Source organism: Pseudomonas sp. NFPP04 (genome assembly GCF_900113815.1).
Classification (GTDB): domain Bacteria; phylum Pseudomonadota; class Gammaproteobacteria; order Pseudomonadales; family Pseudomonadaceae; genus Aquipseudomonas; species Aquipseudomonas extremorientalis.
Genome location: NZ_FOQS01000003.1, coordinates 100,095 through 123,422, shown reverse-complemented (window position 1 = coordinate 123,422; position 23,328 = coordinate 100,095). Strand labels below are relative to the sequence as shown.

The following is a 23,328-nucleotide window of genomic DNA, read 5'->3' as shown; positions in this document are numbered from 1 at the left end:
AGCAATCCTGGTCTACCGGGAGGGGCTGGCGAGGTCGATACTCGGTTCCAACAACAAGGCATCCCGCCTTGAACAGCTTGGAGATCGACATGACCACCCAAAACCTCAGCGGCAAAGTCGCCTTGATTCAAGGCGGTTCTCGCGGCATCGGCGCCGCCATCGTCAAACGTCTTGCCGCGCAGGGCGCAGCCGTTGCCTTTACCTACGTCAGCTCGGCCGCCAAGGCCGAAGAACTGCAGAACAGCGTGATCAGCGAAGGCGGCAAAGCCCTGGCGATCCATGCCGACAGCGCCGATGCCGATGCGATACGCAATGCGGTCAACGCCACCGTCGAAGCCTTTGGGCGTCTGGATATACTGGTGAACAACGCCGGCGTGCTGGCCATCGCGCCGCTGGAGGATTTCAAGCTGGAAGACTTTGACCAGACCCTGGCAATCAACGTACGCAGCGTGTTTATCGCAACCCAGGAAGCGGCCAGGCATATGGGTGAAGGCGGCCGCGTGATCAATATCGGCAGCACCAATGCCGAACGCATGCCGTTTGGTGGCGGTGGCCCATATGCGATGAGCAAGGCAGCGCTGGTGGGCTTGACCAAGGGCCTGGCGCGGGATCTGGGGCCACGGGGGATCACCATCAACAACGTGCAACCTGGGCCGGTGGATACCGATATGAACCCGGCCAACAGTGACTTTGCCGAGAGTCTGATTGGGTTGATGGCGGTGGGGCGGTATGGGCATGTGGAGGAGATTGCCAGTTTTGTGGCTTACCTCGCAGGACCGGAAGCGGGCTATATCACCGGTGCAAGCTTGACCATCGATGGAGGCTTCAGCGCCTAGGGCTTCCTGAACACTGCCAATCAAATGTGGGAGGGGGCAAGTAGAATCGTCGCACCGCCCCTCCCACATTTTCAACCGCGATCAATCAGGCTCGAGGTGGCAGGCCGTAGGCCGCCAGGTCAAAGTCCGCGAGCTTGCGGATGATCTGGTCGGCGTGGTGGTACTTGCTGTCGGCCATGGCTTCATCCGGCACGGCGATGGCGGTCATATGGGCAGCTTTGGCAGCAGTGACGCCGAAGGGTGAGTCTTCGAACACCAGGCAATCCTCGGGCGCAACGCCCAGGCGGCGGGCGGCGGTGAGGAAGATGTCTGGCGCGGGTTTGGCGGCGCCGACTTCCGGGTCGTCAGCGGTGACGATGGTGTCGAACAGGCCAAACCATTCGCGGTGCAAGGTGGTCTTGTGGCCAAACGAATTGCGCGACGAACTGGTGCCCACGGCAATCGGGATATTGTGCGCCTTCAAGTGCCGCACCAAGGCTTCGGCGCCGGGCATGCCCAAGGCCTTGGGGAAACGCTCGCTCATCAGCGGTTCGCGGATCTCCAGGAATTGAGCCGGTGTGATCGGCAGGTCCAGCGCCTTCACCACGTAGTCCGCCAGGTCCTGGGCACCACGCCCGATGATGTGCTGCTTGATGCCCCAGTCGTAGATGCGACCGTAGCGTTCGGCGATGATTTGCGTGACTTCTGTGTAGATGCCTTCCGTGTCCAGCAACAACCCGTCCATATCGAAAATCACGGCCTTGATCGGACCGACTGCGGTACGCGGTGCATTCATCACGACAACCTAAGGGAAAGACTAAAAGGATTCAGCACAATAGCGGTGCGGGTCCCATGCAGGCAACCGCCATGACTTTGTATCGATTCGATTCCCGAGTTGATGGCCCTTCATATCAGTGCCTCATAACTGGCAACAGTTATACCGGTCGGTGTGTGCGGCGACCGTCTACGGTTTGTGAGGGCAGCGCGAACCGCCACTGGCCGGCGTCTGAAAATATCGCTTGATAACCTTATAAAAGACTTATTAATCTTCCAATGAACTCCATCCACTGGACTAGAAAATCCGTAAAGCAACTGCTTCGGTTGCATACGTATCATCAGCAACAGGTACGCGATGCGGTGTCAGCGCTTGAGCGCATGCCCGAGGCAGCCAACGTCAAGGCATTGGTCAATTACCCCCATGGTTATCGCTTGCGCGTGGGTAATTACCGAGTCCTTTTCGATTGGGATCGCGATATCCATGTGGTCAGCATTGAAGAGGTCAAGAAGCGTGACGAGCGAACCTACTGCCGTACAGATCATCCACAATACGGAGGGCAAGCCAGCCTTTGTGGTGATTCCCTATGAACATTATCTGGCCCGGCAGAACGATCCAAATCTGATTCCCCATGCGGTGGTAAGCCGCCTGGTGGATGGGGCAACCCCTATCCGTGCATGGCGCGAACACCTGAACCTGACCCAGGAAGAGGTTGCCAAACGCCTGGGCATTTCCCAATCCGCATTTGCCCAACAAGAGTCGGTGAACAAACCTCGCCGTGCAACACGGGAAAAAATTGCCAAGGCCTTCGGCATCAACGCCAGTCAACTGGAGCTATAAAGTGTAACTCTGGAAAATCCGCGCCCTCAGCCCACCCATTGCAGCCCTTGCTCAAGGCTTCCACCTGGATCCGCGCATGGGCCAGTGCCGTAGAGGGCGATGCCACAGGCCACTTCGAGCCAAACTTCACACCGCTCGAGGCAGGCAACCCATGCCGGCCAGGGTCGTCTCCACCGCTTCATCCAGCGGCGTGCAAGGTTCAGCGCCCAATACCGCAACCAGCCGCGTGTTATCGAGCAGCACAGGGGTTTGCCACAGGTAACGCATCTCCAGCATTTCACGGAAGGTGACGACAAAGGGCGAAGCTATTTTGAGCAGCCACCAGGGGAACATCCTGACGACAGGCTGTTGCCCCGTCCTACGCAGCACCACGCGCTGGATCGCCCGGCTCAGTTGTGTGCCATCCGTGTCCACCTGCCCCGCCATATGAAAACGCACGAACGCCTGCAGGGTTTCACGGCGCTCCAGCAGTTCAACCATCGTACGCGCCACATCGGGCAGGTACGCCCATTGATGGGCAACACCTGGCGCCCCCGGATAATTGATGCTGCGCACAAGGTTGCCAGGTTTGACCAAGCCCTGGGAAAACCAGCTGTTGGCCGCCTGCGCGCCGAAAAAGTCACCGGCGCGCACGATCAGCACCCTCGCCCCGTTGCCTGAAGCTTCGTATAAACGCTGCTCCAGTTGCACACGGATCGCGCCCTTGCGGGTTTGCGGGTGTTGAGGGGAGTCTTCGTGCAGTACGGGAAACGCGTCCGGCCCAAAGTTGTAGACGGTACCGGGCAACACAATGGTGGCGCCTTCCGCAACGGCCGCCGCGATGGTGTTGTCGATCATCGGCAGCACCCGCTCGGCCCAGTGCCGATAGCCCGGCGGGTTGACCGCGTGCACGATCACTTCACAGCCTCGGGCTGCAGCAAGTACGTCATCGCGGTTGAGTGCATCACCCTCAAGCCAGTCAAATGCGGCGTTCTGGCCACGGGCCTTGTCGACATCACGGGTCAACGCACGTACCTGCCAACCCGCCGCGAGCAGCTGCCGTGCGACTTCGCCACCAATGCCACCGGTTGCACCCAACACCAATACTTTGTTCATCACACTCTCCCACAGGGGTTGATGGGGACATTTTCTGCGTGCCGGCGCTATAGAGGAATTGTCGAAGATCGCCCAGGCGCTATACATTTATGCATGGCAACGAATATTGGTTGGGAGCTTTACCGGTCGTTCCTCGGCGTTTTCCGAGAAGGATCGTTGTCGGGAGCCGCGCGGCAACTCGGCATTACACAGCCCACGGTCGGCCGGCACATTGCCGCGCTGGAAACGGCGCTGGGCGTGGTGCTGTTTACCCGTTCACCGAGCGGCTTGTTGCCCACGGCGGTAGCCCGGACCCTGCGCGCCCACGCCGAAACCATGGAGCGCACAGCGGCGGCACTTGAGCGTGCAGCGTCTGCCCAGGGTGATGAAGTGCGCGGCGTGGTGCGCGTGTCCGCCAGTGAAGTGATCGGCGTAGAAGTGCTGCCGCCGATCCTCACGCAAGTGCGCCAGGCATACCCGCACCTCAAGGTCGAACTGGTGCTGACCAACCGCCTGAGCGACCTGTTGCAACTGGAAGCCGACATCGCCGTGCGCATGGTCCGCCCCAGCCAGGAGCAACTGCTGGCGCGACGCATCGGCTTGATCGAAGTGGGCCTGCATGCCCGCGACGATTACCTGCAGCAACACGGCACGCCCCTGTTGATGCAGGACCTGGCCGGCCACTCAGTGATCGGTTTCGACCAGGAAAACGCATTTATCCGCAGCCTGGCCATCACGGGCTTCGAGCGCAGCGCCTTCGCCCTCAGCAGCGACAGCGACCTGGCACAATTGGCGCTGATCCGCGCCGGTGCCGGTATCGGCGGCTGCCAGGTCCAACTGGCCAAGCGCGATCCCTGCCTGCGCCGGGTCCTGCCAGAAGGCTTTGCACTCAAGCTGGACACCTGGGTGACCATGCACGAAGACCTGCGCAACAGCCCGCGCTGCCGCGTGATGTTCGATGCCCTGGTGGAAGGTTTGCAGCGTTACGTACAGGATTGAGACAGCTTCACTGGTGAAGAATCAGACTCCCTCAGTCCCTTCACAGACGCCCCCATGCCCGAAGCCTTCGAAGTCCCCAGCCCCCACGAAAAACACATCGAACACACCACCGAACATGCCCACGGCCGTGGTGACACCTTCGCCAGCCGCATCGCCGTGATGACCGCCCTCATGGCCACCCTCGGCGCCATGCTCAGCTACCAGGCCGGCTCCACCGAAAGCGAAGCGGCAATGGACAAGAACAACGCCGCCATCTTCAAGACCGAAGCCGCCAACCAGTGGAACTACTACCAGGCCAAATCCAGCCGGCAAAACCTGGCAGAACTGGCCACCCACATTCCCGGCGTGGACGCGGTGCATTACAAGGAAGAGATCGAGCGCTACAGAAGCCAGAAGGAAGACGTGCGCAAACAGGCCGAAAAGCTTGAGGCCACGTCAAAGCAATGGGATGAAAAGTCGGAACAGGCGCTGCACGAGCACCATCGCTGGGCCCAGGCGATGACCGCGATTCAGATCGCGATTTCATTGGCGGCGATCACCTTGCTGACCAGGCGGGAATGGTTGAAGCGCCTGTCGTATACAGCGGCGGGTGTCGCGGTGGTGCTGGGCAGCCTGGCGTGGCTGCATATCTGAGACGATGCAGTCAAAAGGTGGTGACGCCATGATCACTGGGATCAGCACCTTCTCTCAAGGGCTCACGCAATAGTCCTGTATGGCGTTTGCCATGGCCTGATTGGGTAGTTTCAGCCAATCAATGACTTCCTTGTCGGGCCCCCTTATGTCACGTACTCACAGCGCTTGCGTTTTCCTGTATCTCCTGTTGCTCAGCATCGCCTGGCCCAGCCACGCCAGAGACCTGGCCGAAGGACTTACCGAACAGTCACCCTCCATGGCACTTGAGAATAAACACCACCGTTACCCGCAATGGACCGGCATCGGTTCACTGAAAAACGCCTTAGGCCAGACCTGCAATGCCGTTCTGCTTGACACTCATGATCGCAGGGGCAAGGCCACCGGCCCGGCTTATGTGCTGACCAGCGGGCACTGCGTGTTCTTCAGCTACGGTACGGCGCTCCTGCGCCGGGCGTTCACCGCCGATGTCACCTTCAATTACTTTCATGACACACCTGAGCGGCATGTCACCTACGCCGTCAAAACAGCACATTGGAGCAGCATGGCGGGCACCGATTTAGCCGTGCTCGAACTGGATACGTCACTGGCCGCGCTGGTGGCCAGCGGGATCATGCCACTCAGGCTGGCATCTCAACGTCACACGTCGGATCGAGAAGTGATCAATGTGGGTGCGCCGACCGGGTTCCTGAAAAAGGGACTACGCATGAGCGCCTGCGTGGAGTCGACTATCAACAGTTTTGCCGAACAACCCGGAGTGTTCCCCAACGCCTTGCGCAACCGCTGCAACGGTCTGCGCCCAGGCAGCTCCGGCAGTCCGATGCTGGACCGGAATACCAATGAAATCACCAGTATCATCAGCAAGGTCGCGTCCGCCATTCAGAAGGACATTCTCAATAGCTGTCAGAACAACTCGGTGTGTGAAGCCGCCAAATTCAACTACAGCTATCCTGCCAACCACTTGTACTACTGCCTTTGTAGACGGTGTGTTCCGTAATGACACCCCGACCTGCCAGCTCAAGGCCGTTGAAATCACGCTGGACGAACCATGGAACCTGAAGCCGTATGTGCATTTACAACGTGATGCCGCCGGCCAAATAACCCGTCCAACCTGGAACCTGAGATTCTCGATCCAGGAACCGTTCTACCGATTCAAGGCTGTAAATGACATCAACGATTGCGCACGCAACCACGGCTACCAAGTCGCCGCCGCCTCTGACGAGGCGTACATCAACCAGTCCATCGGCCCCGTGCTGGGGCCGCATGTGCTGTGCATACTCGGCGTGCAAAAGGCCGAGCAACCGCTGACCGAAGCACTCCTGCGTAATGTATTCACCCATTCGGTCTTCCTGACCAACCCCGCACCGGCACCGCAGATCAAGCACCGCTATCACATCGCCTGGGAAAACCAGCACAGCGGTTTTAGCCAGCATTACTACTACAGCGTGCATTCGGCGAGCAGGACCACCTGTGGCGATATTGACGATGAACGCTACACCCTGGCCATGGATGGCATTTTCCTGGAAATAGCAGAGCTGCCGGTCACGTTATGCAGCTATGCACGCAACAGTGTTGGGCAACCGTCAGCCATTCGCACAGACATGATCGAAAGCGCAACGGTTCGTTCGCAGCATCATGCCAGGTGAGGCAGCAAGCCCTTTTCAGCAACCTTTGATGAAATTCGGGTATGAGAATAGGCAATGCCCAAAAGGCACCACTCGACCGGGGCACAGACGGGGGTAGGCTGCGAAATCGAGAGCAAAAAAATCCCGCAGAGCGTCTAACTCGCGGGATTTCTTCAAGAATTTGGCGGTGAAGGAGAGATTCGAACTCTCGATACAATTTCTTGTATACACACTTTCCAGGCGTGCTCCTTAAGCCACTCGGACACTTCACCGTATCTCGTCAAACCAGTTCAGTCTGTCGAGGCGCGCTAATGTAGTCGAAAGCCTTTCTGATGGCAAAGGTTTTTTTCAGAATATTCATGCGCTTAGCCGTTTATGCCGCTCACCGCCCGGCAAGGGGCGTTGATTGTGCCATTCTCAGGCATCGGCGGTAGGTGTCTGGGGCGGCGATTGTGCCCTGCCCCAGGCATTCCGATGCGCTGTGCAGGGGAAAACCCTGACTGGCCAGTCAGTCACAGCGCTTTACCGGGGCGGGCGTGGTGGGTAACGTCTGCTGCATTCTTCTATAACAAGTCCTACAAGGAACCGCGTCATGAGTGAGTTGATTGCCTACCACCTCGAAGACGGTATCGCGACCCTGACCTTGAGCAACGGCAAGGTGAATGCCATTTCTCCGGCGGTGGTCAGTGCCTTTAATGAAGCGCTGGACCAGGCGGAGAAGGACCGGGCGGTGGTGGTGATCACCGGTACGCCGGGGATTTTGTCGGGTGGTTATGATTTGAAGGTGATGACCGCCGGCCCTAAAGAGGCGATCAGCCTGGTGACGTCCGGTTCGACGTTGGCGCGTCGCCTGTTGTCGCACCCGTTCCCGGTGATTGTGGCGTGCCCTGGGCATGCGGTGGCCAAGGGTGCCTTCCTGCTGCTGTCGGCGGATTATCGGATTGGCGTGGAAGGCCCGTTCAGCATTGGCCTGAACGAAGTAGCGATTGGCATGACCATGCACCACGCCGGTATCGAGTTGGCGCGGGATCGCCTGCGCAAGTCGGCGTTCCATCGTTCGGTGATCAATGCCGAGATGTTTGACCCGCAGGGCGCGTTGCAAGCGGGCTTCCTCGACAAGGTGGTGGCACCGGAAGAGCTGCACGCGGCGGCGCTGGAAGCGGCGCGTCAGTTGAAGAAGCTCAACATGAACGCCCACAAGCACACCAAGTTGAAAGTCCGTAAAGAACTGTTGGAAGCCTTGGACGACGCCATCATCCAAGACCAGGGGCATATCCTGAGTTAATCCCTACGCCTGATACACCGAAGCCCGACCTTGCGTCGGGCTTTTTCTTACAACCTAGTCCGAATCATCTTCAGCCGCTCTAGCTTGCCCGTATCGACAGATGTTGAAACATGCGCTTAAACATCGGCTATCTCCTACCTCTACCGGGGTAATTGCCGAATACAGTGCACAACCGTACACTGCGCCACCTTTTGTCCCGGTGGGCCGTGTCGATGCTTTTTCTGTTGCGTATGTTGTTGATGAGCCTGCACTTTATGCTTGCCGGCGTGCTCGGCGTGCTGGTTGGTGTGTGCCGGCCGTTCAACCCGGACAACAGTCGCCTGTGCGCACGCCTGTATGCGCTGCCGGCCATGTGGATCCTGCGGCTCAATGTGAAGGCCGATGTGGACTCGCTGCGCAACAAGCCCGGCACCTGCGTGATCATCGCCAACCACCAGTCCAACTATGACCTGTTTGTGTTCGGCACCGTGGTGCCCCACCGCACGGTGTGCATCGCCAAGAAAAGCCTGAAGTGGGTGCCGCTGTTCGGCCAGTTGTTCTGGCTGGCGGGCAATGTGTTGATTGACCGGGGCAATGCGCACAAGGCACGCCGTGCGATGCTCACCACCACCCATACGTTGCAGCATGAAGACACCTCGATCTGGGTGTTCCCGGAAGGCACGCGCAACCTGGGCAAAGGATTGCTGCCGTTCAAGAAAGGTGCGTTTCATATGGCGATTGCGGCGGGTGTGCCGATTGTGCAGGTGTGTGTCAGCAATTACGTCACGCAGATGCAGCTCAATCGCTGGAACAGTGGGGATGTGCTCATACGGTCGCTGCCGCCAATTCCTACCGTTGGCATGACTTCGGATGACATCCCGGCGTTGATGCAGGCGTGTCATGCGCAGATGCAAGCCTGTATTGACGAGATGGACCGCGAGTTGCGGGCAGCCTGAACACCGCTTGAAGGCGCTTCGCACCCCAGCGCGAGCAAGCTCGCTCACTACAAAAAGCTCGACGCAACGACGGAACGCCATTCAGGCTAAGCTGCCCAACACTTGTCCTCCCAATAAGAAGCGATCAGCACCATGGGTAGAGTTGTTGCGGCCGCCGTCTACAGCGCCGGTAAGAAAGTCACGGATATCACCCTCGATGAAGGCGCGGCCTGGGCCGCCAAACCCGATCACTTTGTATGGATAGGCCTGGAAGAACCCGACGCCCGGGAGCTGGCCAACCTGCAACGCCAGTTCAACCTGCATGAACTGGCCATCGAAGACGCCCTGGAAAAACACAGCCGCCCCAAGCTGGAAACCTTTGGCGATGCGCTGTTTATCGTCACCTACTCGCCGGTGCGCGAGAACGGCAAGCTGGAGTTTATCGAGACGCATATCTTTGCCGGCAACGGCTACATCATCACAGCCCGCAATGGGCACTCGGCGTCCTACGGCTTTGTGCGCCAGCGTTGTGAGGCGCGGCCGCTGTTGCTGGAGCATGGGGAAGACTTCGTACTGTATGCGCTGCTGGATTTCGTCACCGAAAACTACCAACCGGTGAGCGAAGCGATCCATGCCGAGATCGATGAGCTGGAGCGCAACGTGTTGTGCAGTTCGCTGAGCGAGCGGGATATCCAGAAGATCCACGGCCTGCGCCGCGACGTGTTGCGACTCAAGCGTTATGTGGCGCCGATGGTGGAGATCAGTCAGGAGTTGCAGAAGCTCAGCTTCCCGTTCATCGACAAGAACATGCGCCCGTATTTCCGTGACGTGCAGATTCACGTGACGCGGCAGATGGAAGACCTGACCACCCTGCGCGATATCGCCAGCCAGACCATCGAAATCGGTGTGTTATTGGAGGCTTCGCGCCAGAGCGTGGTGCAGCGCAAGTTTGCCGCATGGGCGGCGATCCTGGCGTTCCCCACCGCAGTGGCGGGGATTTACGGGATGAACTTCCAGAACATGCCCGAGCTGCAATGGCACTACGGCTACTTTGCGGTACTCGGGTTTATTGCGACGGGTTGCACGGCATTGTGGGCCAGTTTCAAAAGGTCGGGTTGGCTTTAGGATTTGTGCGCCACAAACCGCATCATCCATTCCGCCACGGTTGCACCGTGGTGGTCGCGCTCGAGGCTGGCCACGCCGTTCGTATAGACTTTTTCGCCCAGGGTTGTCTGGAGAATCTCCAGCAACTCGCGGGAATAATCATGGACAAATTCCGGGTGGCCCTGGAAACACAACACCTGGTCACCGATGTGGTACGCCGCGAACGGGCAAAAAGCGCTGGAGGCGATGACAGTGGCATTCTCCGGCAACGTGGTGACCTGGTCCTGATGGCTGATCAATAGGGTCAATTCCGGTACTTCAGGGCTCATCCACGGGGCCTTGGCATCCAACTGGTAGTCGTGAATGCCCATGCCCCAGCCCTGGCCGGCGCGCTCGGTCTTGCCGCCCAGCAACAGTGCCAGCAACTGATGACCGAAGCAGATGCCGAGCAGCTTGTCGCCACGCTCGTAACGGTCGAGCAGGTAGGTCTTGAGGGTCTGGATCCATGGGTCGGTGCCGAAGGAGTCGGCCTTGCTGCCGGTGACCAGGTACGCGTCGAACACTTCGTCGTCCGAGGGGTATTCACCGTTCACCACGTTGTACACCACGAACTCGGCGGGAATCGGCTGCTTGGCGAACAGGCGCTTGAACATCTGCCCGTACCCTTGGTATTGATCGATCAAGCCTGGACGCAGGATATCGGTTTCCAGGATACAGACGCGTAGCGACATAAAAAATACCTGACACGGTGATGGGAATATTGCACACCCCCAGAGCCTGCCTTGAAATACCCCTTCAAGGCAAGCCCCCCAGCTTCACCGGAACACTTCACCCTGCGCCGCTTTCTCCAGCAACAGCGCCGGCGGCGTGAAACGTTCGCCATACTGCTGCGCCAGGTAGCGGGCGCGGGCAACAAAGTCGTTCAAGCCGTATTGGTTGATGAACTGCAGCGCGCCACCGCTCCAGGCCGCGAAACCAATGCCGAAAACAGACCCCACGTTCGCGTCCGCCGTGGACATCAACACCCCCTCCTCCACACAGCGCACCGTCTCGATGGCCTGGATAAACAGCAGGCGGTCGCGTACATCCTGTGCAGAGATGCGTTGGTCGGGTCGCTCAAAGCGGCTTTTCAACTCTGGCCACAGGTACTTTTGCCCGCCGCTGGGGTACTCATAGAAACCGCCTCCCGCCGCCTTGCCCAGCCGCTTGTATTCATTGACCAACAGATCGATCACCGCCGTCGCCGGGTGCGCAGGCAGCGCCTTGCCCTCCGCCTGCAGGTCCTTGGCCGTCTGCTGCCGGATATGGCTCATCAGGCTGAGGGACACTTCGTCAGACACCGCCAACGGCCCCACCGGCATGCCGGCCTTGCGCGCTTCGGTCTCGATCATCGGCGCGGCCACGCCCTCACCGAGCATGGCAATGCCTTCGTTAGTAAAGGTGCCGAACACCCGTGAAGTGAAGAAGCCACGGCTGTCATTGACCACGATCGGGGTTTTCTTGATTTGCAGGACAAAATCCAAACCACGGGCCAGGGTTTCGTCACTGGTGCGTGCGCCCTTGATGATTTCCACCAGCGGCATCTTGTCCACCGGGCTGAAGAAGTGCAGGCCAATGAACCTGGCCTGATCCGGCACCGCCGTGGCCAGGCCGCTGATGGGCAAGGTGGAGGTGTTGGAGGCGATCACGGCGTCGGCGCCGACCACGCTTTGCGCAGCGGCCGAGACCTTGGCCTTGAGTTCGCGGTCTTCGAACACCGCCTCGATGATCAGGTCACAGCCTGCCAGATCAGTATCAGAGGCCGTAGGAAGAATCCGCGCCAAAATGGTTTCCCGCTGCTCGGCGGTCAATTGCCCACGGCTGACCTTCTTGTCCAGCAGCGCCGCCGAATGCGCCTTGCCCTTCTCGGCGGCCGCCAGGTTGATGTCCTTGAGCACCACCTCGATGCCTGCGCTGGCGCTGACATAGGCAATGCCCGCCCCCATCATCCCCGCGCCCAGCACGCCGACTTTACGCGTGATATGCGGCGCAAACCCTTGCGGCCTCGAGCTGCCGGAGTTGATCTCGTTAAGCTGGAACCAGAAGGTGCCGATCATGTTTTTTGCGACCTGCCCCGTCACCAGCTCGGTGAAGTAACGGGTTTCGATCAGGTGCGCGGTGTCGAAGTCTACCTGGGCGCCTTCGACGGCCGCACAGAGAATTTTCTCCGGGGCGGGGAAACAGCCGTTGGTTTTACTGCGCAAAATCGACGGCGCAATTGCCAGCATCTGCGCAATTTTCGGGTTCGAAGGGGTGCCGCCCGGAATCTGGTAGGCCTTGTTGTCCCACGGTTGCCTGGCGTCCGGATTGGCCAGGATCCAGGCGCGGGACTTGGCCAGCAACTCATCGCGATCCGCCGCCAGTTCGTTGATCAAGCCGGCTTGCAGCGCCTGTTGCGGCCGCACTTTCTTGCCTTCGAGCAAATACGGCAAGGCCTTTTCCAGCCCCAGCATACGCACCATGCGCACCACCCCGCCGCCCCCCGGCAGCAGGCCCAGGGTGACTTCCGGCAAGCCCAACTGCACCGACTTGTCGTCCAGCGCGACGCGGTAATGGCATGCCAGGCAAATCTCCCAGCCGCCGCCGAGTGCCGCACCATTGATGGCGGCCACCACCGGTTTACCGAGGGTTTCCAGGCGCCGCAGTTGCGCTTTCAACACCCGCACACCGTCATAGAAATCCTTGGCGTGGGCCTTGTCGACCTTGATCAGTTCATTGAGGTCGCCACCGGCAAAAAACGTTTTCTTCGCCGAGGTGATGACGACGCCGGCGATGCTGTCCCTTTCCGTCTCCAGGCGCTCGACCGTGGCCGCCATGGCCGCGCGGTATACGCCGTTCATGGTGTTGGCGCTTTGGCCGGGCATGTCGAGGGTCAGCACCACGATGCCGTCCTGGCCTTTTTCGTAACGAATGGCTTGGGTCATGACAAATTCCTTGGGCTCAGAGGCGTTCGATAATGGTGGCGATGCCCATGCCACCGCCAACACACAGGGTGGCCAGGCCATAGCGCTGCTGGCGTACTTCGAGTTCGTCGAGCAGGGTGCCGAGGATCGCGCAGCCGGTCGCCCCCAACGGGTGCCCCATGGCAATCGAGCCGCCGTTGACGTTCACACGTGCGGCGTCGATGCCCATGTCCTTGATGAACTTGAGCACCACCGAGGCAAACGCTTCGTTGACCTCGAACAGGTCGATGTCTTCGACGCGCAGGCCGGCCTTGGCCAGGGCCTTGCGCGTGGCGGGTGCGGGACCGGTGAGCATGATGGTCGGATCGGTACTGGTGACCGCCGTGGCAACGATACGTGCCCGGGGTTGCAGGCCCAGTTCACGCCCCTTGGCTTCGGAGCCGATCAACATCAGCGCCGCCCCGTCGACGATGCCGGAACTGTTGCCGGGGGTGTGTACGTGATGGATGCGCTCTACATGGCTGTAGACCCGCAACGCGGTGGCATCGAAGCCCATCTGCCCGATCATTTCGAAACTCGGCTTGAGCTTGCCGAGGCCTTCAAGGGTGGAATCGCCGCGAATGAATTCGTCATGGTCCAGCAGCACGATGCCGTTCTGGTCCTGCACCGCGATCAGCGACTTGTCGAAGGCACCGTCTGCACGCGCCCTCGCCGCTTTCTGCTGCGAATGCAGGGCGAAGGCGTCGACGTCCTCGCGGGTGAAACCTTCCAGGGTGGCGATCAGGTCCGCGCCAATGCCCTGTGGGGTGAAGTGACTGTGCATATTGGTCTGCGGGTCGAGCACCCAGGCGCCGCCGTCACTGCCCATGGGCACGCGGGACATGGACTCGACACCGCCGACCACCACCAGGTCCTCGAAACCGGAGCGGACTTTCATCGCCCCCAGGTTCACCGCCTCCAGGCCTGACGCGCAGAAGCGGTTGACCTGCACGCCGGCGACGCTGATGTCCCAGTCCGCCACCAGCGCCGCGGTCTTGGCGATGTCGGCGCCCTGGTCGCCTACCGGGGTCACGCAGCCGAGCACGATGTCGTCCACTTGATGAGTGTCGAGGTCACTGCGTCGGGCCAGCGCGGTGAGCAGGCCGGCCACCAGGTTTACCGGCTTGACGCTGTGCAAGGCACCGTCCGGCTTGCCTTTGCCACGGGGGGTGCGTATTGCATCAAAGATCAACGCTTGGGTCATGACGTCCTCGAACCAGTGTGCATGTGTGCCCTACCTTAGGCCCGATTGACACGGTTTCAATGACGGATGCGCTCATTGCTTTTGACCCCCTCGCTCGGACGAACGGTAGGTACCTAAGGTAATCCCCTGATTAATCGTTTTAGCTGTCTAGCCAAGGCATTGGCGCCAAGATGGCGATATGCCTCATGCCTTTTTAAGCAGAAATGCTGATTAGCTGATACGAAATGAGTCTAAGCCGCGAAGAACAAGGCCTCTAAGGTTGAATCAGTAGGAAGTTGCTGCCGGGTTTTGCTGGAGCAACTGTAAGAAAAGCGACACGTCATCTCGCCATACTGAAATAAAACCGGCACGCATTTGACGCTCAGGAATAACAACAAAAGGCAGTCAGCCATGTTCAAACATTCGAAAGTACGTCAGGCGGGACTCATTCTGTTCGCCACCACACTGATTCTGATCTTGCCCAATTTAACCAAGGTTATTGGGTGACACCTCCACGCCCACATGCCGTGCATTCACAGCACCGGTTCTGCAGTTTTTGGCAGCGCCTGCAAGGACATTGCGCATAGCGGTCCTGCAGGGGCTGTCTTTTTGCGTGCAGATTTGCGCTATCGTGAGCAGCATCGCCACTCGACACCGGGCCCTTTCTTGAAAGCCATCCTTGCCCTCCTCGCCTTGCTCATCAGCCTCCCCACTGCGGCGGCCCAATTGACCATCGAACTCGACCACTCCCGCAAGACCTGGGAGACCGCCGACTTGCTCAAGCACCCGCAAGCGCAGACGGTGCAGATCGCCGATGACGTCTCCTACAAGCGCAGCATGAGTTATCGCGCAGTGCCGCTGGCCGTACTCCTACCTGGCTTGAAACCCGAGAGCCACGTGCAAGCGGTGGCCCTGGATGGATTCGCCGCCGAACTCACCGCCGCGCCGTTGCTGGAACAACAGGGTGCACGCGCCTGGTTGGCGGTGGAGGATCCTGCTCAACCATGGCCGGCGCTGGCAGATGGCAAACCCAGTGCAGGGCCGTTCTACCTGGTGTGGACCAACCCGCAAGCCGGGGCTATCAGCCCTGAGCAGTGGCCATTCCAGATTTCCGCGATCAAGCAGTTGAAGACCGTGGCGGAGCGTTTTCCGGCGTTGTTGCCGGATCCGAAGCTGGCGGCCAACGACCCGATCAACCAGGGTTTTGCCCTGTTCCAGAAAAACTGCCTGGCCTGCCACCGCCTCAATGGCGCCGGAGACGCCCAGGTGGGACCGGACCTGAATATCCCCTACAACCCCACCGAGTATTTTGGCGGTGATTTCCTCAAGCGCTATATCCGCGACCCACAGAGTTTGCGGCATTGGCCGCAGGCGAAGATGCCGGCGTTCGCGGCCAGCGTGTTGCCGGACGGTGAGCTGGATCTGTTGGTGGGGTATTTGAAGCATATGGCCGGGCGTAAACCGCAACCTTAAACATCCGGTGGCAAACGCCACGACACCCCGCTCGCCGCGACCCTATCATTGCTGCTGGACGGAAATCACCGGCGTCGGCGCCACGAACACCTTGGCATGCATTTGCTCATGCCCACCGCCCCGGCGCATGCCGCGCACCGGGCAAGCATCGAGGTAATCCAGCCCCACCGCCAGCTTCAAATGCCGCTCCGGGCGCGCCAGTTGGTTGGTCACGTCAAAACTGTACCAGGCGTCATCCAGCCAGGCTTCGGCCCAGGCGTGGCTGGCCAGGTGCGTGCTGTCCTCGGTGTATAAATACCCCGACACATACCGCGCAGGAATGCCCAGGCTACGCGCACAGGCCAGGAACGCGTGGGTGTGGTCCTGGCACACGCCCGCCCGGCCGGCGAAGGCCTGGGCGGCGCAGGTGTCGACTTCGGTCGCGCCAGGTGTGTAGGCCATCGCCTGGTTCAGCGCGTGCATCAAGTCGATCAACGCCGTGCGGTCGCGCCGTTGACGGCAGTGCTGTTCGGCAAAACCACGCAAGGCGTCATCAGGTTCGGTCAGGCGGGTGCACCGCAGGAACGGGAACGCCGATTGGCTCTCGTGCTCGGCCTCACGCAGCTCGTCGATATCCACCTGGCCACGCGCGCCAATGATGATGGCGTCGTGGGGCTCATCCAGGGTCAACACATGCAGGATGTTACCGAACGGGTCCACCTGGGCACGCACCGGGCGCGGCAGGTCGAGTTGCCAACTGAGCACATGCTGGCGCTCGCTGTCATGGGGCGTGAGGCGCAGGTACTGGATGCTGGCGCGCACCTGGTCTTCATAGTGGTAGGTGGTTTCGTGGCTGATGGAGAGTCTCATGCCGCCTCCAGGTAGGAACTGTAGATGGCGTCGCCCAACTGGCGGACCAAAGGGATAAAGTCGGTCAGCCAGGCGTGCAGGCCTTCCTCAAGGATTTCATCGATGGCGGTAAAGCGCAGGCGCGCATCCATCTCGGCAGCCAGGCGCTGGGCCGGGCGGCCGTTGATGCCGGGCAGGCTGGCGAGGATCTGGTCGATCTCTTCACTGCAGGCACGCAACGAGCGTGGCACATCGGCGCGCAACAGCAGCAACTCGGCGACTTGCCGCGCGCCAGGCGCATCGCGATAAATCTCGGTGTAGGCCTCGAACGACGACAAGGCGCGCAGCAAGGCACTCCATTGATAGTAGGCGTGGGCCGTGCCATCGGTGACAGGCTCGGCGCGGTCACCGGCCATTTCATAGCGGGCGTCCAACAGGCGCAGCGTGTTGTCGGCGCGCTCGATAAAAGTGCCCAGGCGGATAAACCGGAAGGCGTCGTTGCGCATGATGGTGCCGTAGGTGGCGCCACGGAACAGATGGGAGCGTTCCTTGACCCACTCACAGAACCGGCTCATGCCATAACGGCTGAGGCCCTGCTGGGCGATATCGCGAATATCCAGCCAGGTGGCGTTGATGTTTTCCCACATATCCGCGGTAATTCGCCCACGCACGGCATGGGCGCTGGCCCGCGCCGCACCGAGACAACTGTAGATGCTGGCCGGGTTGGCCGCGTCCAGCGCAAAAAAGTGCAACAGGCGTTCGGCGTGCAATTGGCCGTGACGCTCGTGGTAATCCTCCAGGGTGCCGGTAATCAACAACGGCATGGCCAGTTCATGCAGGCCATCGCCGCGCCCATCCTGGGGCATGAGTGACAGCGAGTAGCTGACGTCGAGCATGCGTGCGAGGTTTTCGGCACGCTCCAGGTAGCGCGACATCCAGTACAGATCCGAGGCAGTTCTACTCAACATGGCATCAGTCCTCGACCACCCAAGTGTCTTTGGTGCCGCCGCCCTGGGACGAGTTGACCACCAGCGAGCCTTCGCGCAAGGCCACGCGGGTCAGGCCGCCGGGGACTACACGGGTCTCCTTGCCGGACAACACAAATGGGCGCAGGTCGATATGGCGCGGCGCAATGCCGTTTTCGACAAAGGTCGGGCAGGTGGATAAACACAGGGTCGGCTGGGCGATATAGGCGTGGGGCTTGGCCTTGATACGCGCACGGAAGGCTTCGATTTCCGCTGCCGTGGACGCCGGGCCTACCAACATGCCGTAGCCGCCGGAGCCCTGGGTTTCCTTCACCACCAGGTCGGGCAGGTTGGCGAGCACGTGGGACAGTTCGTCGGGCTTACGGCACTGGAAGGTCGGAACATTCTTCAGGATCGGTTCTTCATCCAGGTAAAAACGGATCATCTCGGTGACGAAGGGGTACACCGACTTGTCATCCGCCACCCCGGTGCCGATGGCATTGGCCAGCACCACATTCCCGCAGCGATAAGCCGCGAGCAGGCCGGGCACGCCGAGCATGGAGTCCGGGTTGAAGGCCAGGGGGTCGAGAAACGCATCGTCGAGGCGACGGTAGATCACGTCCACGGCCTTTGGCCCATCGGTCGTGCGCATGAAGACGCGATCGTCACGCACGAACAGGTCGGCGCCTTCCACCAGTTCCACCCCCATCTCACGGGCGAGAAAGGCATGCTCAAAGAACGCGCTGTTAAAGCGGCCCGGCGTCAATACCACCACGCTGGGGTTATCCAGGGGGCTTGAGCTTTTCAGGGTGTCGAGCAACAGGTTGGGGTAGTGATCGATAGGCGCGATGCGCTGGGCAGCGAACAGTTCGGGGAACAGGCGCATCATCATCTTGCGGTCTTCAAGCATATAGCTGACGCCGCTGGGCGTACGCAGGTTGTCTTCGAGCACGTAGTACGTACCGTCTCCATCGCGTACGAGGTCGACGCCGGAGATGTGGGAATACAGGTCGCGGTGCAGGTCCAGGCCCTGCATTGCCAGCTGGTATTGCTCGTTGGCCAGCACCTGTTCGGCAGGAATGATCCCGGCCTTGATGATGCGTTGCTCGTGATACAGGTCGGCGAGAAACATGTTCAGCGCCTTGACCCGCTGGATGCAGCCGCGCTCGACAATCCGCCATTCGCTGGCGGGAATGCTGCGCGGGATGGTGTCGAAGGGAATCAGGCGCTCGGTGCCCTGCTCGTCCCCGTAGAGGGTGAAGGTGATCCCGGCGCGGTGAAACAGCAAATCGGCTTCGCGCCGGCGCTGGGCCAGCAGTTCAGGCGGGGTTTCGGCCAGCCAGCGGGCGAACTCGCGGTAATGCGGTCGGACCTGGCCTGCCCCATCGTACATTTCATCGTAATAAGTGCGGATCATGCCGAACTCCTTGTCACCCGGGCGAAAGAACCGTCGCAAGGCCCGTGCCAGCGGCATAAACACTTAGAAATCAGTGAGTTGAATTAACCACGCAATCTGCTCGCACCGTCCTGGTGCGCAGAATGCCCGGTGCACTGCCCGGCGCTTCATCGCAATGCGGGCTTTGACTATCAACAGCATAGTCAGAGTTGATTTCACTGCCCGGCGCAGGCTGCGGATAATCGGCCCCATCTGCTGAACTGCCTTCAGCGCTCCGCTCTTCCCTTTAAGCCACCCTCATGGGTGGCCTTTTTTTGGTGCGTAAAAATAGCGCGCAAGTTCCGAGTAATTTTCCCACCTCACAAACAAAATCGGCCGACCCAAAGGTCAGCCGATACGCTGCGTTTCTCATACTTCAAGCCGCTACATGGGTAACCCACGCACCTCCTGCTTCACGCCCCATCCTTCGATGATCCCACCCAGCGGCTCGACCACCGCCCCGAAGTCTTGCTCGAAGTCTCCTATGCCGTCGTAGGTCGCAAACATGACTTTGCTCAGTTCCAGGTACCAGGCGCCATCGTCGCGCGCACTCACCTGGGCATTCAGGGATTCCCCGCGAAACTCACCCGCAGCCCTGCGCGCCCGTTCCTCATCCGGGAAAATGGCGTAGAACTCGATGGGGTGAAAACGCGAAAAGTCGAAGCCGCCTTCTTTCATGCGGCGCAGAACGTTGGTGCTGATGTCTTCTTGATAGGCTGTGCTCATGAAAAGTGCTCCTCGAATTGATGGATAGACTTTCCGTGCTTCCCGAAGCCCACGCCGCAATGGCGTGGGACTACGGCAACAACATCACCGCTGGAAAACAAGCATGTAGCTGACAAGACCAGAACTAGCGATTCATTCGCTGATCTCGTTTGCAGAGTAGCGCGAAGCTATCACCTCCACCAGAGGCGCTTGGATGGCTTACAGGGAATGTTCAGGCGGCGGGAGAGATGTCGAGGATCTGGATACTGTTCTGGTCTTTGAGAATCTTGACCGTCGGCTCGGGCTTGCGGCCCTCCAGGTCATTGAGGTTCAGTTTGGCGGCGACGGGCACCAGCTTGTTGCGAATCATGTGCGCAGCGTCTTCGAGGCTGGGCTTGTGTTCGCAGGTGAACTGCTCCACGGACTGCACGCCGTGATCATCAACGAAGGTAATTTGCCACGTTTGCATCGGTGCCTCCTCGATAAAACCCATGTGTGGGCTTACACGTATCTGGACCTTGAGCGCTGGACAAACGTTCCACTCAAGGCCGGAGGCACCGGATCAACTGCAGTTATTTTTCTGCGTGTTGTTTCAAGGCTTTCAAGGTGTTGAACGGGGCGTCCACCACAAACTTGTTGGCCAACCACGAGGGCACGCTGCCGCCTGGCTCGGTGTGCACCTGGTAGGTGACTTCGGTCAGGTTGTCGCCTTTGGGCACCAGTTTCCAGAAGCCGTCGACCTGGGCGACGCGCACGTAGCCTTTTTCTTCAGGCTTGTAGGTGGGGACACCTTCAAGTTTACGAGTCAACGTGCCATCGGCGGCCTTGGTCGTGGTGATATGCAGGTAGGAGTCGCGGTCCGTCACAGGGAACGGCGCTTTGAATCGGGTGTAGGTCCAGATCTCGTCGCCCTTCTTGTCGACCAGTTTCTGGGACTTGCATTCGTGGATCCAGGCGCACGCACCGGCAACGTCTTCCTGCAGCGCGACAATCTTGGCCACCGGCGCCTTGATCGTGGTGACCCCGCGATACGCTTTGTACTTGGAGCCGGCAATTTCGCTCAGGGACACCTTGATACCGTCTTCGTCCTTGGCGACTTGCCAATCCTCAGCCTGGGCAGTGGCAGCAAACAACACTGTAAAACCGCACAACACAGCCATTCGTTTCAGCGAACCCATTGTTGTATTCCTTATTGTTGAAGTTCCGATAGTAAAGCCCATCAAGCCGCCGTCATCTGCTCCCACCAGCCGATCAAGCGGATCGCATCGGCCTGATCGGTGCCGCAGACCTCGAGATCTGCCTTGAAATCACTGCACACCGCCGGTCGCTCCGGCTGGCCGAACAGCAGGCATAGTTGTTCGACCGACAGGTGCAAACAGCGTTCGCCGGCGGGCTTGCCTTGTGGCATGCCCGGTAATGGCGAACTGATGGAGGGGGCGATGCAGCAAGCGCCACAGCCTTCACGGCAATTCATGACCAGCAGGTCCTCGACGACTCAATGTGGATGGCGGGGCTAGAGTACGCCCTAAAACAGCCGTTTTAAAATGGGTTAACAGGGGTTTTTCGCAGAAAACAAAAGTGACTGACCAGTCTGCGACAGATGGTCGAGGGCACGCGTCACGTTTGCGGGAAAAGTTTACTGCTTGAACTCGAACTCCAGCGCGGCGCCTTCCACTTCGCGTCGTTCTTCGTTGCGCAGTTGCAGCTGCATTTCGTTGCTGAGCAGGCGGCCGTTGATCTGGAAGGCGCTGTTGTCGGCGGGCTTCTCACCGAACATTGGCGGCAGCAAGGGCACACTTTTGGGTTTGGGCATGGTGCCGATAGGCTGCAAGTGCCTGACCATATCCGACGGCAAGGACAGGTCCAACTGTGCCGGTGGCAATTGTGTCTGCGTCACTTCGCGAGATGCCTTGGACTTGCTGGCTGCACGTTTTTTGGCGGCGGCGGTGGGTTTCTTCACCGCTGGCGCTTTTTTTACGGGAGCCGGTTTTTTCGCGGGGGTCTTCTGCTCGTTACTGGCGGCTGGCTTGGTTTCGCTCACAGGGGCTGCCGCCAGCACTGTGCCGACGTTGCACAGGCTTAACAGGCCAATTACCAGAACAGCGCGAAAAATACAGGTCATATCGCCTACAGCATTAACGGCAGAGGGCCATATGCTCGCTTGTTGTGCGCGGCATGACAAGCACGGTGATCAGCGCGCTATAGGATTTGTCCCCTTTCCGAGCGTCACAGTCCCGCTGCCGTTTCCTGGCATAACTGGCTGGCCAGCATCCCCAACGTCATCAGCGCCCGCTCTGCCTCGCGGTTCCACGGGGTGCCGCAGTTGAGGCGAATGCAGTGATTGAACTGCTCCGTATTACTGAAGATCAGCCCCGGCGCAATACTGATGCCCTGTTGCAGTGCGCGCACGTGCAGTTCCTGGGTATTGACCCTTCCAGGCAAACTGACCCACAGGATGAAGCCGCCCGTCGGACGGGTCATCTGAGTGCCTTCCGGGAAATACTGCTGCACGGCCAGTTGAAAGGCGCTGAGGTTCTTGCGGTACTCCTGGCGGATGTAACGCAGATGCCGGTCGTAGCCGCCATTTTCCAGGTAAGCCGCAACGCCCATCTGTGTGACACTGCACGCGGAGTGGGTGCTGAACATCTGCAGGCGCTGGATCTCCTGCTGATACTTGCCGGCGATCATCCAGCCAATGCGCACACCGGGGGACAGCGTCTTGGAAAAGCTCGAACAATAGATGACCCGATCCAGGCGGTCATAGGCTTTCAGCGCCTTGGTGCGGCCCAGTTCGAACATCAGCTCGCCGTAGATATCGTCCTCGACAATCTGGATGTCGAAGTCCGAGGCCAGGCGCAGTAACTGTTTCTGTCGTTCCTCGGGCATCGTGCCGCCCAGCGGGTTGCTCAGGCGCGTGGTCAGCACCAGGGCCTTGATCGACCATTGGTTGGCCGCCAGCTGCAGGGCCTCCAGGCTCATGCCGGTGGACGGGTCGCTGGGAATCTCGATGACCTTGAGGCCCAACAGATCGGCCAGTTGCAGCAAACCGTAATAGGTCGGCGATTCAGCGGCTATCAGGTCGCCTGGCCGCGTCAGCACCCGCAGGGACATCTGCAACGCGTCGACACAACCGTGGGTGATCACCACTTCGGACGGGTCCACCACCACGCCCGCATCGCGCATGCGGATCGCCACTTGGCGGCGCAGCGGTTCGAAACCGGGGCTGAACATGTAGCTGAACGCCCGTGGGCTCTGGAAGCGCGTGACCTTGGCCAGTTGCTGGTGCAGCGCGCGTACAGGCAGGTAGTCCACGCTCGGCACTGCGGCGCCCAACGGAAACACTCCCTCGCGACGCGACTCGCCCAATACCTGTTGAATGATGCTGCTGCGGGTGACCAACCCAGGGCGCTCGACCCGTGCAATATCCGGCGTCGGCGCCGTGAGTGCTGGCGTCTGGTGCACGTAATAACCGGACTGTGGCCGCGCCCGGATCAGCCCCTGGTCTTCCAGGTTGGCATAGGCCTGCAACACCGTCGCGTGGCTGACGTTCAACTGCGAACTCATCTTGCGCACCGAAGGCACGCGCTCGCCCGGTTGATAGACACCGCGCCGGATATCTTCAGCCAGTTGCTGGGCGATACGTTGGTAAAGCAACAGATTGGTCATGACGCAGCACTCGATTTCACGGGTATTTTAT

Annotated in this window: 24 protein-coding genes, 1 tRNA gene and 1 pseudogene; 11 read left to right on the top strand and 15 right to left on the bottom strand. The window is 59.9% G+C overall.

The annotated features are described in order from the left end of the window. Window positions 1-89: 89 nt before the first annotated feature. Complete coding sequence (locus tag BM017_RS07950) at window positions 90-836, top strand: 3-oxoacyl-ACP reductase family protein (protein WP_092243314.1); 747 nt, start codon at window positions 90-92, stop codon at window positions 834-836. Window positions 837-921: 85 nt separating this feature from the next. On the opposite strand, the gene BM017_RS07945 is transcribed toward BM017_RS07950, so the two are convergent. Beyond that, window positions 922-1,611 (bottom strand): HAD-IA family hydrolase, encoded by a 690-nt coding sequence (locus tag BM017_RS07945; RefSeq protein WP_092242643.1) that lies wholly within the window; start codon window positions 1,609-1,611, stop codon window positions 922-924. Window positions 1,612-1,868: 257 nt separating this feature from the next. Here BM017_RS07945 and BM017_RS07940 point away from each other — a divergent pair. Both BM017_RS07940 and BM017_RS07935 read left to right on the top strand, forming a co-directional pair. Beyond that, window positions 1,869-2,120, top strand: a pseudogene (locus BM017_RS07940) (type II toxin-antitoxin system RelE/ParE family toxin); the annotation flags it as partial. Beyond that, entirely contained in the window at window positions 2,074-2,430 is a 357-nt protein-coding gene (locus tag BM017_RS07935) for a helix-turn-helix domain-containing protein (RefSeq protein ID WP_071491428.1), read from the top strand. The pseudogene BM017_RS07940 and the gene BM017_RS07935, both read left to right, overlap by 47 nt. A 126-nt stretch (window positions 2,431-2,556) precedes the next feature. Here the strand turns inward: BM017_RS07935 and BM017_RS07930 are convergent, their stop codons facing one another. Continuing rightward, window positions 2,557-3,525 carry an NAD(P)H-binding protein gene (locus BM017_RS07930; protein WP_092242640.1) on the bottom strand — a complete coding sequence of 323 codons (969 nt, stop codon included), beginning with the start codon at window positions 3,523-3,525 and terminating at the stop codon, window positions 2,557-2,559. 93 nt (window positions 3,526-3,618) lie between these two features. On the opposite strand from BM017_RS07930, the gene BM017_RS07925 reads away from it, so the two are divergent. The 4 genes from BM017_RS07925 (at window position 3,619) to BM017_RS29285 (ending at window position 6,779) form a co-directional block, all read left to right on the top strand. Further along, window positions 3,619-4,503 carry a LysR family transcriptional regulator gene (locus tag BM017_RS07925; RefSeq protein WP_092242636.1) on the top strand — a complete coding sequence of 295 codons (885 nt, stop codon included), beginning with the start codon at window positions 3,619-3,621 and terminating at the stop codon, window positions 4,501-4,503. A gap of 54 nt (window positions 4,504-4,557) precedes the next feature. Then, window positions 4,558-5,136, top strand: coding sequence for a DUF4337 domain-containing protein (locus BM017_RS07920; RefSeq protein ID WP_092242631.1), 579 nt, complete (start codon window positions 4,558-4,560; stop codon window positions 5,134-5,136). Window positions 5,137-5,281: 145 nt separating this feature from the next. Beyond that, window positions 5,282-6,130 (top strand): trypsin-like serine peptidase, encoded by an 849-nt coding sequence (locus BM017_RS29290; protein WP_256575619.1) that lies wholly within the window; start codon window positions 5,282-5,284, stop codon window positions 6,128-6,130. After that, a complete protein-coding gene (locus BM017_RS29285; protein WP_256575618.1) occupies window positions 6,120-6,779 on the top strand; it encodes a hypothetical protein in 660 nt (219 codons plus the stop codon). The genes BM017_RS29290 and BM017_RS29285 overlap by 11 nt, the downstream gene beginning before the upstream one ends. 161 nt (window positions 6,780-6,940) lie before the next feature. On the opposite strand, the gene BM017_RS07910 is transcribed toward BM017_RS29285, so the two are convergent. Further along, window positions 6,941-7,030 (bottom strand) — tRNA-Ser (locus BM017_RS07910). Window positions 7,031-7,350: 320 nt separating this feature from the next. Between BM017_RS07910 and BM017_RS07905 the strand changes: the two genes are divergently transcribed. From BM017_RS07905 to BM017_RS07895, 3 genes are all read left to right on the top strand, one after another. Continuing rightward, on the top strand, window positions 7,351-8,043 hold the full coding sequence (locus BM017_RS07905; protein ID WP_071491433.1) for a crotonase/enoyl-CoA hydratase family protein: 693 nt from the start codon (window positions 7,351-7,353) through the stop codon (window positions 8,041-8,043). Between the two features lie 212 nt (window positions 8,044-8,255). After that, entirely contained in the window at window positions 8,256-8,978 is a 723-nt protein-coding gene (locus BM017_RS07900; protein ID WP_092242628.1) for a lysophospholipid acyltransferase family protein, read from the top strand. 132 nt (window positions 8,979-9,110) lie between these two features. Continuing rightward, window positions 9,111-10,082 carry a magnesium and cobalt transport protein CorA gene (locus BM017_RS07895; protein WP_092242626.1) on the top strand — a complete coding sequence of 324 codons (972 nt, stop codon included), beginning with the start codon at window positions 9,111-9,113 and terminating at the stop codon, window positions 10,080-10,082. Here the strand turns inward: BM017_RS07895 and BM017_RS07890 are convergent. From BM017_RS07890 to BM017_RS07880, 3 genes are all read right to left on the bottom strand, one after another. After that, a complete protein-coding gene (locus tag BM017_RS07890) occupies window positions 10,079-10,792 on the bottom strand; it encodes an amidotransferase (protein ID WP_071491436.1) in 714 nt (237 codons plus the stop codon). The two genes, BM017_RS07895 and BM017_RS07890, sit on opposite strands and share 4 nt — an antisense overlap. Before the next feature lie 84 nt (window positions 10,793-10,876). Continuing rightward, entirely contained in the window at window positions 10,877-13,024 is a 2,148-nt protein-coding gene (locus BM017_RS07885; RefSeq protein WP_092242624.1) for a 3-hydroxyacyl-CoA dehydrogenase NAD-binding domain-containing protein, read from the bottom strand. Between the two features lie 16 nt (window positions 13,025-13,040). Further along, the gene (locus tag BM017_RS07880) at window positions 13,041-14,246 is read right to left on the bottom strand and encodes an acetyl-CoA C-acetyltransferase (protein WP_092242622.1); all 1,206 of its coding nucleotides are present in this window, start codon (window positions 14,244-14,246) and stop codon (window positions 13,041-13,043) included. Window positions 14,247-14,891: 645 nt separating this feature from the next. Between BM017_RS07880 and BM017_RS07875 the strand changes: the two genes are divergently transcribed. After that, window positions 14,892-15,698: a c-type cytochrome gene (locus tag BM017_RS07875; RefSeq protein WP_092243311.1), complete on the top strand. Its 807-nt coding sequence runs from the start codon at window positions 14,892-14,894 to the stop codon at window positions 15,696-15,698. 45 nt (window positions 15,699-15,743) lie between these two features. Here the strand turns inward: BM017_RS07875 and BM017_RS07870 are convergent, their stop codons facing one another. The 9 genes from BM017_RS07870 to BM017_RS07830 all read right to left on the bottom strand — a co-directional run bounded on the left by BM017_RS07870 (window position 15,744) and on the right by BM017_RS07830 (window position 23,297). Next, a complete protein-coding gene (locus tag BM017_RS07870) occupies window positions 15,744-16,547 on the bottom strand; it encodes a transglutaminase family protein (RefSeq protein ID WP_092242614.1) in 804 nt (267 codons plus the stop codon). Further along, window positions 16,544-17,494, bottom strand: a complete 951-nt coding sequence (locus BM017_RS07865) for an alpha-E domain-containing protein (RefSeq protein ID WP_071491441.1) — start codon at window positions 17,492-17,494, stop codon at window positions 16,544-16,546. Before BM017_RS07865 ends, BM017_RS07870 begins: the two co-directional genes overlap by 4 nt. Window positions 17,495-17,498: 4 nt before the next feature. Beyond that, a complete protein-coding gene (locus BM017_RS07860; protein WP_092242611.1) occupies window positions 17,499-18,908 on the bottom strand; it encodes a circularly permuted type 2 ATP-grasp protein in 1,410 nt (469 codons plus the stop codon). A 402-nt stretch (window positions 18,909-19,310) separates the two neighbouring features. Then, window positions 19,311-19,652 (bottom strand): ribonuclease E inhibitor RraB, encoded by a 342-nt coding sequence (locus tag BM017_RS07855; protein ID WP_058427416.1) that lies wholly within the window; start codon window positions 19,650-19,652, stop codon window positions 19,311-19,313. 211 nt (window positions 19,653-19,863) lie between these two features. Further along, window positions 19,864-20,100, bottom strand: a complete 237-nt coding sequence (locus BM017_RS07850; RefSeq protein ID WP_092242608.1) for a hypothetical protein — start codon at window positions 20,098-20,100, stop codon at window positions 19,864-19,866. A 103-nt stretch (window positions 20,101-20,203) separates the two neighbouring features. Next, window positions 20,204-20,809 carry an START domain-containing protein gene (locus BM017_RS07845; RefSeq protein ID WP_092242602.1) on the bottom strand — a complete coding sequence of 202 codons (606 nt, stop codon included), beginning with the start codon at window positions 20,807-20,809 and terminating at the stop codon, window positions 20,204-20,206. Between the two features lie 41 nt (window positions 20,810-20,850). Then, entirely contained in the window at window positions 20,851-21,105 is a 255-nt protein-coding gene (locus BM017_RS07840; protein ID WP_071491547.1) for a YkgJ family cysteine cluster protein, read from the bottom strand. 162 nt (window positions 21,106-21,267) lie between these two features. Continuing rightward, window positions 21,268-21,753 carry a translation initiation factor 2 gene (locus BM017_RS07835; protein ID WP_092242599.1) on the bottom strand — a complete coding sequence of 162 codons (486 nt, stop codon included), beginning with the start codon at window positions 21,751-21,753 and terminating at the stop codon, window positions 21,268-21,270. Between the two features lie 104 nt (window positions 21,754-21,857). Further along, window positions 21,858-23,297, bottom strand: a complete 1,440-nt coding sequence (locus tag BM017_RS07830; RefSeq protein ID WP_015885400.1) for an aminotransferase-like domain-containing protein — start codon at window positions 23,295-23,297, stop codon at window positions 21,858-21,860. Window positions 23,298-23,328 lie beyond the last annotated feature (31 nt).

Excerpts from the sequence above, each read along its gene's own strand:
- BM017_RS07870 (WP_092242614.1), bottom strand. The coding sequence starts at position 16,547 with ATGAGACTCTCCATCAGCCACGAAACCACCTACCACTATGAAGACCAG.
- BM017_RS07950 (WP_092243314.1), top strand. The coding sequence starts at position 90 with ATGACCACCCAAAACCTCAGCGGCAAAGTCGCCTTGATTCAAGGCGGT.
- BM017_RS07900 (WP_092242628.1), top strand. The coding sequence starts at position 8,256 with ATGCTTTTTCTGTTGCGTATGTTGTTGATGAGCCTGCACTTTATGCTT.
- BM017_RS07935 (WP_071491428.1), top strand. The coding sequence starts at position 2,074 with ATGTGGTCAGCATTGAAGAGGTCAAGAAGCGTGACGAGCGAACCTACT.
- BM017_RS07850 (WP_092242608.1), bottom strand. The coding sequence starts at position 20,100 with ATGCAAACGTGGCAAATTACCTTCGTTGATGATCACGGCGTGCAGTCC.
- BM017_RS07895 (WP_092242626.1), top strand. The coding sequence starts at position 9,111 with ATGGGTAGAGTTGTTGCGGCCGCCGTCTACAGCGCCGGTAAGAAAGTC.
- BM017_RS07905 (WP_071491433.1), top strand. The coding sequence starts at position 7,351 with ATGAGTGAGTTGATTGCCTACCACCTCGAAGACGGTATCGCGACCCTG.
- BM017_RS07845 (WP_092242602.1), bottom strand. The coding sequence starts at position 20,809 with ATGGGTTCGCTGAAACGAATGGCTGTGTTGTGCGGTTTTACAGTGTTG.
- BM017_RS07830 (WP_015885400.1), bottom strand. The coding sequence starts at position 23,297 with ATGACCAATCTGTTGCTTTACCAACGTATCGCCCAGCAACTGGCTGAA.
- BM017_RS29290 (WP_256575619.1), top strand. The coding sequence starts at position 5,282 with ATGTCACGTACTCACAGCGCTTGCGTTTTCCTGTATCTCCTGTTGCTC.
- BM017_RS07865 (WP_071491441.1), bottom strand. The coding sequence starts at position 17,494 with ATGTTGAGTAGAACTGCCTCGGATCTGTACTGGATGTCGCGCTACCTG.
- BM017_RS07855 (WP_058427416.1), bottom strand. The coding sequence starts at position 19,652 with ATGAGCACAGCCTATCAAGAAGACATCAGCACCAACGTTCTGCGCCGC.
- BM017_RS07930 (WP_092242640.1), bottom strand. The coding sequence starts at position 3,525 with ATGAACAAAGTATTGGTGTTGGGTGCAACCGGTGGCATTGGTGGCGAA.
- BM017_RS07945 (WP_092242643.1), bottom strand. The coding sequence starts at position 1,611 with ATGAATGCACCGCGTACCGCAGTCGGTCCGATCAAGGCCGTGATTTTC.
- BM017_RS07925 (WP_092242636.1), top strand. The coding sequence starts at position 3,619 with ATGGCAACGAATATTGGTTGGGAGCTTTACCGGTCGTTCCTCGGCGTT.
- BM017_RS07835 (WP_092242599.1), bottom strand. The coding sequence starts at position 21,753 with ATGACCTGTATTTTTCGCGCTGTTCTGGTAATTGGCCTGTTAAGCCTG.
- BM017_RS07860 (WP_092242611.1), bottom strand. The coding sequence starts at position 18,908 with ATGATCCGCACTTATTACGATGAAATGTACGATGGGGCAGGCCAGGTC.
- BM017_RS07885 (WP_092242624.1), bottom strand. The coding sequence starts at position 13,024 with ATGACCCAAGCCATTCGTTACGAAAAAGGCCAGGACGGCATCGTGGTG.
- BM017_RS07890 (WP_071491436.1), bottom strand. The coding sequence starts at position 10,792 with ATGTCGCTACGCGTCTGTATCCTGGAAACCGATATCCTGCGTCCAGGC.
- BM017_RS07920 (WP_092242631.1), top strand. The coding sequence starts at position 4,558 with ATGCCCGAAGCCTTCGAAGTCCCCAGCCCCCACGAAAAACACATCGAA.
- BM017_RS07840 (WP_071491547.1), bottom strand. The coding sequence starts at position 21,105 with ATGAATTGCCGTGAAGGCTGTGGCGCTTGCTGCATCGCCCCCTCCATC.
- BM017_RS07880 (WP_092242622.1), bottom strand. The coding sequence starts at position 14,246 with ATGACCCAAGCGTTGATCTTTGATGCAATACGCACCCCCCGTGGCAAA.